The organism is Streptomyces sp. NPDC047453 (assembly GCF_040643155.1).
GTDB lineage: Bacteria > Actinomycetota > Actinomycetes > Streptomycetales > Streptomycetaceae > Streptomyces.
In genome coordinates this window covers 190,123-204,361 of record NZ_JBEYTS010000008.1, presented here as the reverse complement: position 1 = coordinate 204,361, position 14,239 = coordinate 190,123, and the positions used below count along the sequence as shown (strand labels likewise).

Here is a 14,239-nt window from a genome sequence, read left to right as displayed (position 1 = left end):
GACCGGGCGGTGCCCGGTCACGGCCGCCGTCGATGGCGTACCGCTAGATCACCAGGGACAGCAGCAGGACCAGGGCTCCCGCCACCACCGAGATGATCGTCTCCATGACCGACCAGCTCTTGATCGTCTGGCCGACGCTCAGCCCGAAGTACTCCTTCACCAGCCAGAACCCGGCGTCGTTGACATGGCTGAAGAACAGCGAGCCGGCGCCGACGGCCAGCACCAGCAGGGCGGCGTGGGTGGTCGACATGTCGGCCGCGAGCGGGGCGACCAGACCGGCCGCCGAGATGGTCGCCACGGTCGCCGAACCGGTCGCGAGCCGGATCGCCACCGCGATCAGCCAGGCCAGCAGCAGCGCCGGTATCGACCAGTCCTTGGAGATGTCCAGGACCATCTGGCCCACCCCGGCGTCGATCAGCGTCTGCTTGAAGCCGCCGCCCGCGCCCACGATCAGCAGGATGCCGGCGATCGGCATGAGGCCCTTCTCGACGGTCGAGGAGATCCGCTCCTTGCTGAACCCGGCCGGCATCCCCAGCGTGAAGACGCCGACGAGCACGGCGGCGAGCAGCGCGATCATCGGGGAGCCGATGACGTCGAAGACACGCTGGGTCATGTTCGCCGGGTCGTCCACGACGATGTCGACCAGGGCCTTGGCCAGCATCAGCACCACCGGGAGCAGCACCGTGGCCAGCGTGGCGCCGAAGCCCGGACGCCGCTCGAGTTCCTCCGACGGGCGCTGGGGCAGCATCCGGTCCGGAACGGGGACGTCCACCCAGCGGGCCGCGACCTTGGCGAACAGCGGACCGGCGATGATCACCGTCGGTACGGCGACGAGGATGCCGAGCGCCAGCGTCACGCCCAGGTTGGCCTTGACCGCGTCGATGGCGACCAGCGGGCCGGGGTGCGGCGGGATCAGGCCGTGCATCACGGACAGACCGGCCAGCGCCGGCACCCCGATGCGCATCAGGGAGTAGTTGCCGCGCTTGGCCACCATCAGTACGACCGGGATCAGCAGCACGATGCCGACCTCGAAGAACAGCGGCAGACCGATCACGGAGGCGATCAGCACCATCGCCCACGGCATCGCCCGGCCTTTGGCCTTCGCCAGGATCGTGTCGACGACCTGGTCGGCGCCGCCGGAGTCGGCGAGCAGCTTGCCGAGGATCGCGCCGAGGGCGATCAGCACGCCCACGCCGGCGACGGTGGAGCCCAGGCCGGCGGTGAAGCTGGCGATCGCCTTGTCGAGCGGTGCCCCGGCGACCGCGCCGAGCACCAGCGATCCGATGGTCAGGGACAGGAAGGCGTGCAGCTTGAACCTGGTGATGAGCAGGACGATGACGGCGATGCCCGCGAGGACGGCGATGCCGAGCTGGGCGTGGCCGGCCGAGGTGATCGGCGGGGGCGCGTCCGCTGCCAGCATCTCGACGCTGAGTCTGGTCACGGTGTTCCCTTGCAGGTGAAGAGGGACGGTGGGGAGAGGTGTGCCGCAGCCGGCGAGCGTGGGGGAGAAGCGCCGGGGCTCACGGCCGCGGCTCCTCGCAGGACTGCGTGGAGCTGTCGAGGCCGTCCAGCGCGGCCACCGCGCGTGCGGTGATCTCCTCGGGCGACCCGGAGACGTCGACCACGACGCCCCTCTCGTCCCGCTGGAGCGGCTGCAGCGTGGCGAACTGGGAATCCAGTAGCGCCGTCGGCATGAAGTGACCCTGGCGGTGCGCCATCCGGTCCTCGATGAGCTTCCGGTCGCCCGTCAGGTGCACGAAGACGACGCCGGGAGCCGCGGCCCGCAGCCGGTCGCGGTACGACCGCTTCAGCGCCGAGCTGCTCACCACCCCGCCCAGCCCCGCCCGCCCGTGGGCCCAGGTGCCGATGGCGTCGAGCCACGGCCACCGGTCCTCGTCGCCGAGCGGGATCCCGGCCGTCATCTTGGCGATGTTGGCCTGCGGGTGGAAGTCGTCGCCCTCGGCGTACGGGACGCCGAGCCGGGCGGCGAGCAGGGGACCGATCGTGGTCTTGCCCGTGCCGGCGACGCCCATCACCACGACGACGTGGGGGGTGCGCATCACTGCCTCGCTGTCTTCCTCGACATGGGACGCCGACATCCGGCGTTCGCCACACTGAAACGCATAGGTACGACTAATTCAAGGGTCTGTGACATATAAGTCTGACTTTTTGGGATCGTGATCCGCCCCGTACTCTGAGTGCATGAGCACACCGGGCCGAGGGCTGCACGGCCGCGTACTGGACACCCTCGGCCCCGCCATCACCGCGGGCGAGTATCCGCCGGGCAGCGTGCTGCGCACCGACGAACTGGCGCAGCGCTTCGACGTGTCACGCTCCGTGATGCGCGAGGCGGTCCGTGTCCTGGAGTCCATGCACCTGGTCGCCTCGCGCCGCCGCGTCGGCGTGACCGTGCTCCCCCAGGCCGAGTGGAACGTCTACGACCCGCAGGTCATCCGCTGGCGCCTGGCCGGCGCCGACCGGCCCCGGCAGCTGCGGTCGCTGACCGTGCTGCGCTCCGCCGTCGAACCGGTCGCCGCGGGTCTGGCCGCCCGGCTGGCCACCCCCGAGCAGTGCGCCGAACTCACCGAGTGCGCCCTGGGCATGGTGGCCAACTCGCGCGGCCACCACCGGCTTCAGGCGTACCTGGTCCACGACATCGCCTTCCACCGGGTGATCCTCAGCGCCTCCGGGAACGAGATGTTCGCCCGCCTCGGCGACGTCGTCGCCGAGGTCCTGGCGGGCCGCACCCACCACGAGGTCATGTTCGAGGAGCCCGACCCCGCCGCCGTCACCCTCCACGTCCAGCTCGCCGAGGCGGTCCGGGCCCGCGACGCGGACCAGGCCGAGCGGCTGACCCGCGAGATCACCGTCGGGGCCCTCCAGGAACTGGACGTCCTGGCGCCGTAGCTCGGCCCGTCTTCACTGCTCGGGGAAGTCCCCGTCCACGTACACCCACGCCCCGTCGACCCGCTCGAACCGGCTGCGTTCGAGCAGCGAGCCACCCCGGTAGGACGCCCGGAACGTCACCGTCCCGGTGCCGTGGAACGCCGAGCCGTCCGTCGCGCCGAGGATCTCCAGCCCCGTCCAGCGCATCCCGGGATCCAGGCCGAGCCGCGCCGGCCGGGTCCGCGGGTGCCAGGTCCGCAGCAGATACCCCGCGTCCCGCCGCACGAAGGCGCAGTACCGGGACCGCATCAGCGCTTCGGCGGTCGGCGCGGCGGCGGCACCACCGTGGTAGCGGCCGCAGCACCTCTCGTACGGCTCGGGCAGCCCGCACGGGCAGGAACGCGTGGTCATGCTCCCCATTCTGCCCGCGGCGGCGCACCCGCCCGCCCCCGGTACGCCCGCTTCCCCCGTCGCGGCCGTGCGGCACGGGCGCGACGGGGGCACAGTGGAAGACGGAGGCCACGCCGGGTCACTCGTCGCCTCGACAGTGTGGCCTTGCCTCCCACCGGAGTTGAGGAGACACGGACGATGACTCGACCCGTCGGCAGCCGGCCTCCGTCCGTCAAGGAGTGGCGGCTCAATCTGTATCTGTCCGAACACGATCCGGACACCACGGCCCGGATCGTCCTGGACACCGGCGACAACGTCCTGGAGACCCGGGCGGAGGCCCGCCGCAATCCGTACGACATGGCGGTGCCCGAGATCGGCGACGAACTCGCGGCCGGCCGTGCGCTGATCGCGCTGGGTCGCGAGCTTCTGCGCGCCGCCGCGGGCGACATCGACGCGGTGGGAGCGCCGGAGGCGACGCCTCCCGTTCCCCTGTGGACATCGAGGGAGTGAAGGAGCCGAACGGTGCTCTTCACGGACCGTCTCGACGCGGGACGGCGGCTGGCCGCCCGCCTGGAACACCTCACCGGCCAGGACGTCGTGGTGCTCGGCCTGCCCCGCGGCGGCGTCCCCGTGGCCGAGGTCGTCGCGGAGGCGCTCGGCGCCCCGCTGGACGTGTGCCTGGTACGGAAACTGGGCGTGCCCTTCCACCCGGAGCTGGGCATGGGGGCGATCGGCGAGGACGGCGTACGCGTGCTCGGCGAGGACGTGCTGCGTGAGGCACGCGTCACACCCGGGGAACTCGCGCGCGTCGAGGAGCGCGAGCGCGACGAGCTCCAGCGGCGTGCCGAGCACTACCGGGGCGAACGGCCACCGGTCGCGGTCGCGGGGCGGACCGTCGTGGTCGTCGACGACGGCGTGGCCACCGGCTCGACGGCGCGGGCGGCCTGCCGGACGGTACGCGCCCGCGGGGCCGCGCGGACCGTGCTGGCGGTCCCCGTCGCACCGCCGGACTGGACGCACCGGCTCGGCGGCGAGGCCGACGAGCTGGTGTGCCTGGCCACCCCGCCGGACTTCTTCGCGGTCGGCCAGTTCTACGCCGACTTCGCCCAGCTCGACGACGAGGACGTCGTCGCCTGCCTCCGCCGGGCGGCGGGCCGCTCGCACCGGTTCCCCACCGACCGGGAGGTGGAGGTGGCGGCCGGCGCCGTGCGGCTCGGCGGCCATCTGACGGTGCCCCCCGAGGTCGTCGGCATCGTGGTCTTCGCGCACGGCAGCGGCAGCGGACGGCACAGCCCGCGCAACCGCTTCGTCGCCGAGGGCCTGAACCGGGCCGGCCTCGGCACTCTCCTGTTCGACCTGCTCACCGAGGAGGAGGCGCGGGAGCGGGCCAACGTGTTCGACACCACGCTGCTGGCCGCCCGGCTCACCGCAGCCACCGGCTGGCTGCGCGGCCGGCCCGGCGTCGAGCGGATGGCGGTCGGCTACTTCGGCGCCAGCACCGGCGCGGCCGCCGCCCTCTGGGCCGCGGCGGAACCCGGCGCGCACATAGCCGCCGTGGTCTCCCGAGGCGGCCGTCCGGACCTCGCCGGGCCGCGCCTGCCGGACGTGACCGCCCCCACCCTGCTCATCGTCGGCGGCGCCGACACCGTCGTCCTCGACCTCAACCGTCAGGCGCAGTCCCGTCTGCGCTGCGAAAGCCACCTCGGCGTCGTCCCCGGCGCCACCCATCTCTTCGAGGAGCCCGGAGCCCTGGAGACGGTGACCGACCTGGCCCGGGACTGGTTCACGGACCACATGGCGGCGGCGCACGTGTAGCCCTGGGACGACGTGCGGCATGCGGTGGGAACGCGAAAAAACGGTGCCGACCGATACTGGTCGACACCGTTTTCCGGTGGTGTCCGAGGGGGGACTTGAACCCCCACGCCCGATAAAGGGCACTAGCACCTCAAGCTAGCGCGTCTGCCATTCCGCCACCCGGACGGGGTGTCTGTCGTGCGAGCCTTCCCGCAGCGACGAAGGAAACATTACCAGGCTTTCGGGCAGGCCCGATCACCCGGCCCGTCCCAGGAGGCCGCGCGCGGGCGAGCCGGGGGCGGGCGGCGGCGGGCGGGGCCCGGGGCTCTCTTGGGGTTGGCGCGGGGGAGGGGGAGGATGAGTGGACCACCGGCACACGGGGTGGCCACCAGCACACAGCGGGAGGAAGCAGCGTGAGCGAGACGGGCACGGCCAGGGGCGTCACCGGCGAGGACGAGGTCGTGGACCTCTGCCGCGAACTGATCCAGATCGACACCAGCAACTACGGCGACCACTCGGGACCGGGTGAGCGCAGGGCGGCCGAGTACGTCGCCGAGAAGCTCGCCGAGGTGGGCCTGGAGCCGAAGATCTTCGAGTCGCACCCGGGCCGGGCCTCGACGGTGGCCCGCATCGAGGGCGAGGACCCCTCCCGGCCGGCGCTGCTGATCCACGGCCACACCGACGTCGTACCGGCCAACGCCGACGACTGGACCCACCACCCCTTCTCCGGGGAGGTCGCGGACGGGTGCGTGTGGGGCCGCGGCGCGGTCGACATGAAGGACATGGACGCGATGACGCTGGCGGTCGTGCGCGACCGGCTGCGCAGCGGCCGCAGGCCCCCGCGGGACATCGTGCTCGCCTTCCTCGCCGACGAGGAGGCGGGCGGCACGTACGGTGCCCGGTACCTGGTGGACAACCACCCGGACCTGTTCGAGGGGGTCACCGAGGCGATCAGCGAGGTCGGCGGGTTCTCCTTCACCGTCAGCGAACAGCGGCGGCTGTACCTGATCCAGACGGCCGAGAAGGGCATGCACTGGATGAAGCTGACCGTGGCCGGCACCGCGGGGCACGGCTCGATGATCCACCGGGACAACGCGATCACCGAGCTGTCGGAGGCCGTGGCCCGGCTCGGGCGGCACAGGTTCCCGGTGCGGGTGACCAAGACCACCCGCGCCTTCCTGGACGAACTCGGCGACGCGCTCGGCACCAAGCTCGACCCGGAGGACATGGACGGCACGATCGCGAAGCTCGGCGGCATCGCCAAGCTCATCGGCGCCACCCTGAGCAACACCGCCAACCCCACGCAGCTGGGCGCCGGTTACAAGGTCAACGTCATCCCGGGCGAGGCCACCGCGCACGTCGACGGGCGGTTCCTGCCCGGCTTCGAGGAGGAGTTCCTCGCCGACCTCGACCGGATCCTGGGACCGAAGGTCAAGCGCGAGGACGTGCACTCCGACAAGGCCGTCGAGACCACCTTCGACGGGGCCCTGGTGGACGCGATGCAGTCCGCGCTGGTGGCCGAGGACCCGGCCGCGAAGGCCATTCCGTACATGCTCTCCGGAGGCACCGACGCCAAGTCCTTCGACGACCTGGGCATCCGGGGCTTCGGCTTCGCGCCGCTGAAGCTGCCGCCGGAGCTGGACTTCGCGGGCATGTTCCACGGCGTGGACGAGCGGGTGCCGGTGGACGGCCTGAAGTTCGGCGTGCGCGTGCTCGACCGGTTCATCGACGCGTCCTGAGTTCGCCCGCATTCGTCATCAACGGATTGACCCCGGTAATCGACCGGGCGTGCGGGAATGACCGGAAGAGTGAATGCGACCATAAGCTCGTATCCCGATTAGTTCCTCCTCGTTACAGGTGATGCGATCAGCAACATGAGATCGCCTTTGTCAACGAGGAGGAATAATGATCAAGAAGGTCGTCGCTGCCGCGGTCGCCACTGGTGGACTGGTTCTCGCGGGCGCCGGGATGGCCGCCGCCGACTCGGGCGCCCAGGGTGCTGCCGTGCAGTCCCCGGGTGTTCTTTCCGGCAACGTCATCCAGGTGCCCGTTCACGTGCCGGTGAACGTGTGCGGCAACACGATCTCGGTGATCGGGCTGCTGAACCCCGCCTTCGGCAACGCCTGCGTCAACCACTGACGTTGTGCCCCGCCCCGTGAGGGTCTGACTCCATCTACTCCGTGGGGGTCTGAACCCGTCGGCCCCGGAGCGCCCGCCATGCGCTCCGGGATCGACCGGTTTATCGGCGCGGTCGCGACGGCGGAATTCCGACGGATGCGACCGCGTGTTCCGGAAGGTTCGTGAAGGTCGAAGGCAGGGATTCAGTAAATGCGACAGGTCACCCGCAAGGGCCTGATGACGGTGGCCGCAGCCACCGGCGTGATCGCCGCGGCCAGCGGCTACGCCCACGCCGACGCGAGCGCGTCCGGCGCCGCGGCCGGCTCGCCGGGCGTGCTGTCCGGCAACACGGTGCAGGTGCCGGTGCACGTACCGGTGAACGTCTGCGGCAACACGATCAACGTCGTCGGTCTGCTCAACCCGGCGGCGGGCAACACCTGCGCCCAGCACGGCGGCAGCGCGTCCGGGAACAACGGAGGCTCCCACGCCGAGGGGCGCACCAGCGGCTCGCCGGGCGTCGGCTCCGGCAACACGGTGCAGGTGCCGGTCGACGTCCCCGTCAACGTCTGCGGCAACAGCGTCGACGTGATCGGTGTGGCCAACCCGGCCATGGGCAACCACTGCGCCAACGGCGGCGGGAGCCGTGTCACGCCTCCCGGCGGCGACCGGGAGAACCCGCCCGGCAAACCGAGGCACCCGGGTCACCCGGGCCACCCCGGGACCCCGGGGCATCCGAGTACGCCCGGCACGCCCAGTCACCCGGGTACTCCGGGTCAGCCCGGCACACCTGGCACACCTGGCACCCCCGTTACCCCGGCCACGCCGCCCTCCCAGGGCGGTGGCAGCACCCCCGGTGGTTCGACGCGGGTGAACCAGCCGGAGGCGCAGTCCGTCGCCGCGACCAGCAGCCATGCGCAGCTCGCCCACACCGGCAGCGAACTGCCGATGGGCACCGTGCTGCCGGTGGGCGCGGGCGCGCTGCTCGCGGGTGCGGTGCTGTACCGCAAGGCACGGGCCTCCGCCAGGTAGCCCGAAAACGGCGATGTGCATGACACAGCGGGCCCCGCGTCGGCGGGGCCCGCTGTGGCTCGGTCGGCCGCCTCAGCTCACCACGTGGCGCGCACCTGGCGAATGATCCGCCGGCGCAACCGCACCCTGCGGCTGCCGTCGCGCAGCAGGCTCAGACGGTACAACTCCCAGTGTCCGTACTCGGCGTGGTCCGTCAGTAGACGTGCCGTCTCCTTGCGGGACACCCCGCGCGGGACGTACACGTCGACAAATTCGTATTCCGGCATCGCATCTATTGTGCGGGCTGGGGCCCGGTACGGATAGCGTCTGCACTATGTCTGATGCTGCGCAGCCCACCGCTGCCGAGGTACGCGCCGCCGCCGAGGCGGTCAAGACCGCGCTCGACCGCCACCTGGCCGCGGTCGAACGCAGGTCGGGGGACGAAGACCCGGCCGTCTACGAGGCGTTCAACCAGCTGGCCGCGGCGGCGGAGGCGTACGACGAACTGCTCTACGACCGCTACGACGAGGTCACGCCCTTCGAGATCCCCGGTGACGACTCGCTGCCGCCGTATACGGGTCCCGAGGAGCCGAACGCGATCAGCGTGCTGATCCGCCGCGACTACGCCGTGGCCGAGCCGCAGCGGCTGCTGGCTCAGGCCCAGCGGGTGGAGGCCGCGGACTCCGAGGGCGTCCTGGGCACCGCAGGGGACGCCTCCGGCACGGTGCACGGGGCGATCGGCGTCCTGTTCGGCGAATTCGAACCGGACGAGGTCGCCTCCCGGCACAAGGAGTTCGGCCTGGAGGAGGGCGACTCCACTTTGTGGGTCACCGCCGCGGACGAGCCCGCCGACCCGGGCGACTGGCTGGACGCCCCCTTCGAGCACGTCGACCCGGAGCGGGTCGTCTGCCGCTTCGACGTCAGCGCGGTCTTCGACGACGAGGACGACGAGCTGGACGACGACCTCGACGAGGACGAGGATCTCGACGAGGACGACTTCAACGCGCCGCTCGACGATGAGGACCTTGAACCGCTGGACGCGAACGACCGTTGACGCCGTGGGGGGACCGGCACTCGCCGGTCCGCCCGGTCGCACGCCGGGCGGATCCGCGGCGGCCGAGGCGTGTGTTCCCGGAGTTCTGGGAGTTCCAGGAGTTCTGGGATGTCAGCCGGCCGTCCGCTCCTGTGTCCCGGGGTCCTGCGCCGACGGCTGGAGCAGGGCGGGCAGACGGGTCGTACGGGGCCTGGCCGGGATCTCGGCGACGGCACGGGGCAGTGCTTGCTCCACGCCGTGCACCACGGACAGATGCCGGGCGGCCCGGCTGAACGCCGTGTAGACCCACGGGCGGCTGAGCGCCTGCGCCGCGTCGCCGGGCAGCACGACGACCACCGCGGGCCACCGGCCGCCCACGGCCTGGTGCGCGGTCAGCGCCCACCCGTGCCGCAGCTGCGTCTCCACCCGCTCCTTCGGGACCACCACGTGGGCGCCCGAGCAGGACAGGTGCAGCCCCTCGGCGTCGGCCTTCACCACCTGACCGGGCAGCGTACGGCCCGGAGCGGGGGAGTAGGCGATCCGGTCGCCGGGGTCGAAACCGCCGAAGCGGCCGGGGCCCGGGTTGAGCCGCTCCTTCAGCGCCGCGTTCAGCGCACGCGTGCCGGCCGCGCCGCCGTGACCTGGGGTGATCACCACGGTCTGCTCGGCCGGGACGCCGATCGCCCGCGGCACCGAGTCCGCGACGAGCTGCACGGTCCGGTGCACGGCCTCGCCCGCCTCCCGCACCGGGACGATCACGACCTCCTTGCCGGGCGCCGCCACCTGGTTCAGCTCGCCGGCGCCGATACCGGAGACCAGTTCGCCCAGCGGGCCCGGATCCGGCAGGCGCGAGGCGATCTGCGGGCACACCCGCGCCGCCAGCAGATCCGCGAACACCCGTCCAGGGCCCACGGACCACAGCACCGCCGGATCCCCGGCCAGCACCAGCCGCGCCCCGTCCGGCAGCGACTCGACCAGCAGCGCCGCCGTCTCCACGTCCAGTTGGGGAGCGTCGAGCACGACGAGGAGGTCCAGCGCGAGCGAACCGTCCTCGTCCCGGCCGGGGCCCTCGGCGCCGGACAGCAGTCCGGCCACCGTGGCGACGGGGGGCGCGGGCGCCTCCGAGGGCTCCTGCTCCCGCGGGAGCCGCCGGAGGAGCTGCCCGAAGCCGTCCCGGCCGAGCGGGCTGTGGGCGGCGGCCCAGGCGCGCAGCCCGAGGCGACCCGCCTCGCCCAGCAGCCGCGCGGGCTCGACGCGGGACGCCTCCCCGCCGGTGTGCAGTACCAGTCCGTGCCCGGCGACGGCGCGGAGCAACTCGGCGGCGGAGCCCTCGGCGGAGGCGGCGGCCCGCTCCCAGTCCGACGCGGAACCGCCTTCCTTCGGCGCGGAGTTGATCAGGCGGGCGAGTCCGTCGGCCAGACTCTCCTCGGCGAGCGCGTACCGCTCCAGTCCGACGAGGACGCGCACCGGACGCTCGCCGTCCTCGTCCGCCTCCTCGGTGGCCGGGGCGTCGTCCAGGGCGTCCTGGAACACCAAGGCCTCGCCCTCCGCCAGCGTGCCGTTCAAGGCCGCTTCGGGGTCGGGCACCGCCCGCTGGGCCAGGGCGGCGGTCAGGGCCGGGGCTTCCAGGGCCGTGTGCCCGGCGAGGGCGGCCTGCTCCAGCAGCCACACGGTGAACGCCCGGCCGCGGCGCTCGTCGTCAGGGCCGCACTCCGCGCCGAGCAGGGCGCGCGCGAATCCGTCGGCCTGCTCCGGCCGCACGCCGGTGACGTGCAGCAACTGCCAGGGGTCGGCGTGTAGTCGCTCCTCCGCGGCCTCGCCGAGGGCCGCGGCGACCTGGGGGGCGAGCGTCTCCGGGGCACCGCCTTGGGCCAGCACCCGGCGCACCGCCTGGACGGTCTCCGGCGCCGACCCGGCGGGCGCGGTGGCGGCCTCGGGCGGCACGGTCCTCGGCCGCGGTGCCGGTTCGGGGGCGGCACGGCGCGGTGCGGGCTCGGGCTCGGCGAAGACGGTGGCCGAGGGCTTCTCACCACTCTCCACGGCCCGCACGGCGGCCAGCAGGTCGGCAGCCTTGCCGCTGAGCTTGCCGCCGCTCTCGATCGGCCCCTTCCGCTCGGCCTTCCGCTGCTCGATCCGTTCCCGCTCGACCCGCTGAGCCGCCAACTCGGCCTCGGCCTCGGACTTCTCGCCCCCGTCCGAGCCGCCCGAGTTGTCAGAGCCGTCAGAGTCGCCCGAGGGTTCCGCCTCCGCGCCACTGGCGCCCGCGCCGTCCTCCGGGTCGCCGCCCGCATCCGGAGCGACGCCCCCAGCCGAGGCCGCACCGGCCTCGGAGGCACCGCCTTCCGTGCTTGCCCCGCCGTCCGAGGTGCCGCCTTCCGCGGCCCCATCGGCTTCCGAGGCGCCACCCCTCGCGCTCCTTCCGGCCCCGGAGGTGTCCCCCTCCGCGGCCGCCCCGCCTTCCAGCGCGCTGTTCCCCGACGCACTGCCCCCCGACGTACCGCCCTCCCCGACCGGGTCGTCGTGGCGGAGGCCGTCGTCCGCCCCGGGGTCCGGGGTGCCAGGCCCCGTCTGTTCCGTGGTCTCCGGCTCCGTGCTCACAGCGTGCTCCAGTCGTGATCGGGATAGCGGTGCACGGGCTCCGACACGTCGTCGAGCGCCCGGCAGATCTCGTCAGGAAGACTAAGCGCCTCCACTGACAGCACCGCTGTGAGCTGCTGCGCGTTGCGGGCACCGACGATCGGCGCCGCCACGCCCGGCCGGTCGCGGACCCAGGCGAGGGCCACCTCGAGCGGGGTCACCGCCAGCCCGTCCGCCGCCGTGGACACCGCGTCCACGATGCGCCCCGCCGTGTCGTCCAGGTACGGCTCGACGAAGGGCGCCAGGTGCTCCGAGGCGCCCCGCGAGTCCGGCGGTGTCCCGTTGCGGTACTTGCCGGTCAGCACGCCGCGGCCCAGTGGTGAGGACGGCAGCAGGCCGACGCCCAGGTCCAGCGCGGCGGGCAGCACCTCGCGCTCCACGCCGCGTTGCAGCAGCGAGTACTCCATCTGCGTGCTCGCCAGCCGCGTCCGGGCGCCGGGCGCCGCGAGCTGCCAGGTCGCCGCCTTGGCCAGCTGCCAGCCGCAGAAGTTGGAGACGCCCGCGTAGCGCACCCGGCCGCTGCCGACGGCGAGGTCGACCGCGTGGAGGGTCTCCTCCAGCGGCGTGTGCGGGTCGAAGGCGTGGACGTGCCACACGTCGACGTAGTCCGTGCCGAGGCGGGCGAGGGAGGCGTCCAGCGCGGCCAGCAGATGGCCGCGGGAGCCGTCGAAGCGCCGGTCCGGGTCCGGCACGCTGCCCGCCTTGGTCGAGACGACCAGGTCACGGCGGGGCACGAGGCCGTCCATGAGCCGCCCGAGCAGGTACTCGGCCTCTCCGTCGCCGTACACGTCCGCCGTGTCCACGAGGGTGCCGCCCGCCTCCCAGAACACCTTCAGCATGTCCGCGGCGTCGTGCTCGTCGGTGTCCCGGCCCCAGGTGAGGGTGCCGAGGCCGATGCGGGACACGCGCAGGCCCGTACGGCCGAGATGCCTCTGCTCCATGGTCGCCGAGATTACTGGCCACGGCAGGTACGTGGGTGACCTGTGGACAACCCGGTCTCCGCCCGCCGGGGCGGCGCCGCGAACCGGCCGTCCCGCAGGTCGTGCACTGCCATGTGCCGCGGGGCCGCGCTAGTGTTCCAGCACAACGGACGTTACTGATCGGTAAGGGGAACGGCATGCAGCTCGGGATCAACCTCGGCTACTGGGGTGCCGGCATGGACGCGGACAACCTGGCCGTCGCGCAGGAGGCGGACCGGCTCGGATACGCCGTGTGCTGGGCCGCCGAGGCCTACGGCTCGGACGCGGCCACCGTGCTCACCTGGGTCGCCGCGCAGACCGAGCGCATCGACGTGGGCTCGGCCATCTTCCAGATCCCCGCCCGGCAGCCCGCGATGACGGCGATGACGGCCGCCACGCTGGACTCGCTGTCCGGCGGCCGCTTCCGGCTCGGCCTCGGCGTCTCCGGGCCGCAGGTGTCCGAGGGCTGGTACGGCGTGAAGTTCGACAAGCCGCTGGCCCGCACCCGCGAGTACGTCGAGATCGTCCGCAGGGCGATGACGCGGGAGCGGCTGACGTACGACGGCGAGCACTGGACGCTGCCCCTGCCGGGCGGCCCCGGCAAGCCGATCAAGCTCACCGTGCACCCGCAGCGCGAACACATCCCGCTCTACATCGCCGCCATCGGCCCGAAGAACCTGGAGCAGACCGGCGAGATCGCCGACGGGGCGCTGCTCATCTTCCCCTCCGCCGACCACCTCGAGGAGACGGCGGTCAAGTACCTGCGCGCGGGCCGCGAGAAGGCCGGCATGACCCTGGACGGCTTCGACGTCTGCCCGACCCTGCCGCTGGCCGTCGGCGACGACAAGGCCGTGCCCCGCCTCGCCGACACCTTCCGCCCCTACACCGCGCTGTACGTCGGCGGCATGGGCAGCCGCAAGCAGAACTTCTACAACCAACTTGCCTGCCGCATGGGCTACGAGAAAGAGGCCGCCGAGATCCAGGACAAGTACCTGTCGGGCGACAAGCAGGGCGCCGCGGCCGCCGTACCGCAGCAGCTCATCGACCAGACCACACTGCTCGGCTCCGTCGACCGGATCGCGGACCGCATGAAGGCCTACGCGGCTGCCGGGGTGACCACGCTGACCCTCGCTCCCGCGGGCTTCACGCTGGAGGAGCGTCTGGCGTCGCTGCGGGCCGGCACCGACGCCCTGGAGCGCGCCGGGCTGGCGTGAGGGTCGGCGTGACCGCCCGCCGCGACACGGCGGGCGGCGGGCGGTACGTTCGTGGCTCTTCGCGGCCGTGGTGGGGGCTCGGGGGTCTTCCCCGCCACGGCCGTCACGGAGAACAACGCGCCCGCCGCCGCGCGGTCACGCCCGTGTCCGGCCCCGTTCCGGTCGCCCCGCCGCCCGACGCGCGCTCCTCCGTTCGGCGT

14 protein-coding genes and 1 tRNA gene are annotated in these 14,239 nt (G+C 72.9%); 8 read left to right on the top strand and 7 right to left on the bottom strand.

Features of this window, described 5'->3' with window-relative positions; all coding sequences use genetic code 11:
* Nucleotides 1–43 precede the first annotated feature (43 nt).
* Both ABZ818_RS10950 and ABZ818_RS10945 read right to left on the bottom strand, forming a co-directional pair.
* Complete coding sequence (locus tag ABZ818_RS10950) at nucleotides 44–1,441, bottom strand: gluconate:H+ symporter (protein ID WP_361412881.1); 1,398 nt, start codon at nucleotides 1,439–1,441, stop codon at nucleotides 44–46.
* Between the two features lie 79 nt (nucleotides 1,442–1,520).
* Nucleotides 1,521–2,060, bottom strand: coding sequence for a gluconokinase (locus ABZ818_RS10945; protein WP_361412880.1), 540 nt, complete (start codon nucleotides 2,058–2,060; stop codon nucleotides 1,521–1,523).
* 142 nt (nucleotides 2,061–2,202) lie between these two features.
* Here ABZ818_RS10945 and ABZ818_RS10940 point away from each other — a divergent pair, with 142 nt between their 5' ends.
* A complete protein-coding gene (locus ABZ818_RS10940) occupies nucleotides 2,203–2,907 on the top strand; it encodes a FadR/GntR family transcriptional regulator (RefSeq protein WP_361412879.1) in 705 nt (234 codons plus the stop codon).
* Nucleotides 2,908–2,919: 12 nt separating this feature from the next.
* Here ABZ818_RS10940 and ABZ818_RS10935 read toward each other — a convergent pair whose 3' ends face one another.
* Complete coding sequence (locus ABZ818_RS10935) at nucleotides 2,920–3,306, bottom strand: YchJ family metal-binding protein (RefSeq protein WP_361412878.1); 387 nt, start codon at nucleotides 3,304–3,306, stop codon at nucleotides 2,920–2,922.
* Nucleotides 3,307–3,474: 168 nt separating this feature from the next.
* Here ABZ818_RS10935 and ABZ818_RS10930 point away from each other — a divergent pair, with 168 nt between their 5' ends.
* Together ABZ818_RS10930 and ABZ818_RS10925 are read left to right on the top strand one after the other, a co-directional pair.
* Nucleotides 3,475–3,786, top strand: a complete 312-nt coding sequence (locus ABZ818_RS10930) for a dsRBD fold-containing protein (RefSeq protein ID WP_361412877.1) — start codon at nucleotides 3,475–3,477, stop codon at nucleotides 3,784–3,786.
* Between the two features lie 12 nt (nucleotides 3,787–3,798).
* On the top strand, nucleotides 3,799–5,091 hold the full coding sequence (locus tag ABZ818_RS10925; RefSeq protein ID WP_361412876.1) for a phosphoribosyltransferase family protein: 1,293 nt from the start codon (nucleotides 3,799–3,801) through the stop codon (nucleotides 5,089–5,091).
* Nucleotides 5,092–5,168: 77 nt separating this feature from the next.
* On the opposite strand, the gene ABZ818_RS10920 is transcribed toward ABZ818_RS10925, so the two are convergent.
* Nucleotides 5,169–5,256 (bottom strand) — tRNA-Leu (locus ABZ818_RS10920).
* A gap of 227 nt (nucleotides 5,257–5,483) precedes the next feature.
* Between ABZ818_RS10920 and ABZ818_RS10915 the strand changes: the two genes are divergently transcribed.
* The 3 genes from ABZ818_RS10915 to ABZ818_RS10905 all read left to right on the top strand — a co-directional run bounded on the left by ABZ818_RS10915 (nucleotide 5,484) and on the right by ABZ818_RS10905 (nucleotide 8,217).
* Nucleotides 5,484–6,809, top strand: coding sequence for a M20/M25/M40 family metallo-hydrolase (locus ABZ818_RS10915; protein ID WP_361412875.1), 1,326 nt, complete (start codon nucleotides 5,484–5,486; stop codon nucleotides 6,807–6,809).
* A gap of 166 nt (nucleotides 6,810–6,975) precedes the next feature.
* Complete coding sequence (chpH, locus tag ABZ818_RS10910; protein WP_361412874.1) at nucleotides 6,976–7,209, top strand: chaplin ChpH; 234 nt, start codon at nucleotides 6,976–6,978, stop codon at nucleotides 7,207–7,209.
* Nucleotides 7,210–7,398: 189 nt separating this feature from the next.
* The gene (locus ABZ818_RS10905) at nucleotides 7,399–8,217 is read left to right on the top strand and encodes a chaplin (protein WP_361412873.1); all 819 of its coding nucleotides are present in this window, start codon (nucleotides 7,399–7,401) and stop codon (nucleotides 8,215–8,217) included.
* A 77-nt stretch (nucleotides 8,218–8,294) separates the two neighbouring features.
* Here ABZ818_RS10905 and ABZ818_RS10900 read toward each other — a convergent pair whose 3' ends face one another.
* A complete protein-coding gene (locus ABZ818_RS10900; protein WP_030244084.1) occupies nucleotides 8,295–8,483 on the bottom strand; it encodes a DUF5703 family protein in 189 nt (62 codons plus the stop codon).
* Between the two features lie 47 nt (nucleotides 8,484–8,530).
* On the opposite strand from ABZ818_RS10900, the gene ABZ818_RS10895 reads away from it, so the two are divergent.
* Nucleotides 8,531–9,250: a hypothetical protein gene (locus ABZ818_RS10895; protein WP_361412872.1), complete on the top strand. Its 720-nt coding sequence runs from the start codon at nucleotides 8,531–8,533 to the stop codon at nucleotides 9,248–9,250.
* 111 nt (nucleotides 9,251–9,361) lie between these two features.
* Here the strand turns inward: ABZ818_RS10895 and ABZ818_RS10890 are convergent, their stop codons facing one another.
* Both ABZ818_RS10890 and ABZ818_RS10885 read right to left on the bottom strand, forming a co-directional pair.
* Entirely contained in the window at nucleotides 9,362–11,827 is a 2,466-nt protein-coding gene (locus ABZ818_RS10890) for a helix-hairpin-helix domain-containing protein (RefSeq protein WP_361412871.1), read from the bottom strand.
* Nucleotides 11,824–12,807 carry an aldo/keto reductase gene (locus tag ABZ818_RS10885; protein WP_361412870.1) on the bottom strand — a complete coding sequence of 328 codons (984 nt, stop codon included), beginning with the start codon at nucleotides 12,805–12,807 and terminating at the stop codon, nucleotides 11,824–11,826. Before ABZ818_RS10885 ends, ABZ818_RS10890 begins: the two co-directional genes overlap by 4 nt.
* A 176-nt stretch (nucleotides 12,808–12,983) precedes the next feature.
* On the opposite strand from ABZ818_RS10885, the gene ABZ818_RS10880 reads away from it, so the two are divergent.
* Nucleotides 12,984–14,039: an LLM class F420-dependent oxidoreductase gene (locus tag ABZ818_RS10880; protein ID WP_361412869.1), complete on the top strand. Its 1,056-nt coding sequence runs from the start codon at nucleotides 12,984–12,986 to the stop codon at nucleotides 14,037–14,039.
* Nucleotides 14,040–14,239: the final 200 nt, after the last annotated feature.

Excerpts from the sequence above, each read along its gene's own strand:
- ABZ818_RS10945 (WP_361412880.1), bottom strand. The coding sequence starts at position 2,060 with ATGCGCACCCCCCACGTCGTCGTGGTGATGGGCGTCGCCGGCACGGGC.
- ABZ818_RS10940 (WP_361412879.1), top strand. The coding sequence starts at position 2,203 with ATGAGCACACCGGGCCGAGGGCTGCACGGCCGCGTACTGGACACCCTC.
- ABZ818_RS10935 (WP_361412878.1), bottom strand. The coding sequence starts at position 3,306 with ATGGGGAGCATGACCACGCGTTCCTGCCCGTGCGGGCTGCCCGAGCCG.
- ABZ818_RS10930 (WP_361412877.1), top strand. The coding sequence starts at position 3,475 with ATGACTCGACCCGTCGGCAGCCGGCCTCCGTCCGTCAAGGAGTGGCGG.
- chpH (WP_361412874.1), top strand. The coding sequence starts at position 6,976 with ATGATCAAGAAGGTCGTCGCTGCCGCGGTCGCCACTGGTGGACTGGTT.
- ABZ818_RS10905 (WP_361412873.1), top strand. The coding sequence starts at position 7,399 with ATGCGACAGGTCACCCGCAAGGGCCTGATGACGGTGGCCGCAGCCACC.
- ABZ818_RS10900 (WP_030244084.1), bottom strand. The coding sequence starts at position 8,483 with ATGCCGGAATACGAATTTGTCGACGTGTACGTCCCGCGCGGGGTGTCC.
- ABZ818_RS10895 (WP_361412872.1), top strand. The coding sequence starts at position 8,531 with ATGTCTGATGCTGCGCAGCCCACCGCTGCCGAGGTACGCGCCGCCGCC.
- ABZ818_RS10885 (WP_361412870.1), bottom strand. The coding sequence starts at position 12,807 with ATGGAGCAGAGGCATCTCGGCCGTACGGGCCTGCGCGTGTCCCGCATC.
- ABZ818_RS10880 (WP_361412869.1), top strand. The coding sequence starts at position 12,984 with ATGCAGCTCGGGATCAACCTCGGCTACTGGGGTGCCGGCATGGACGCG.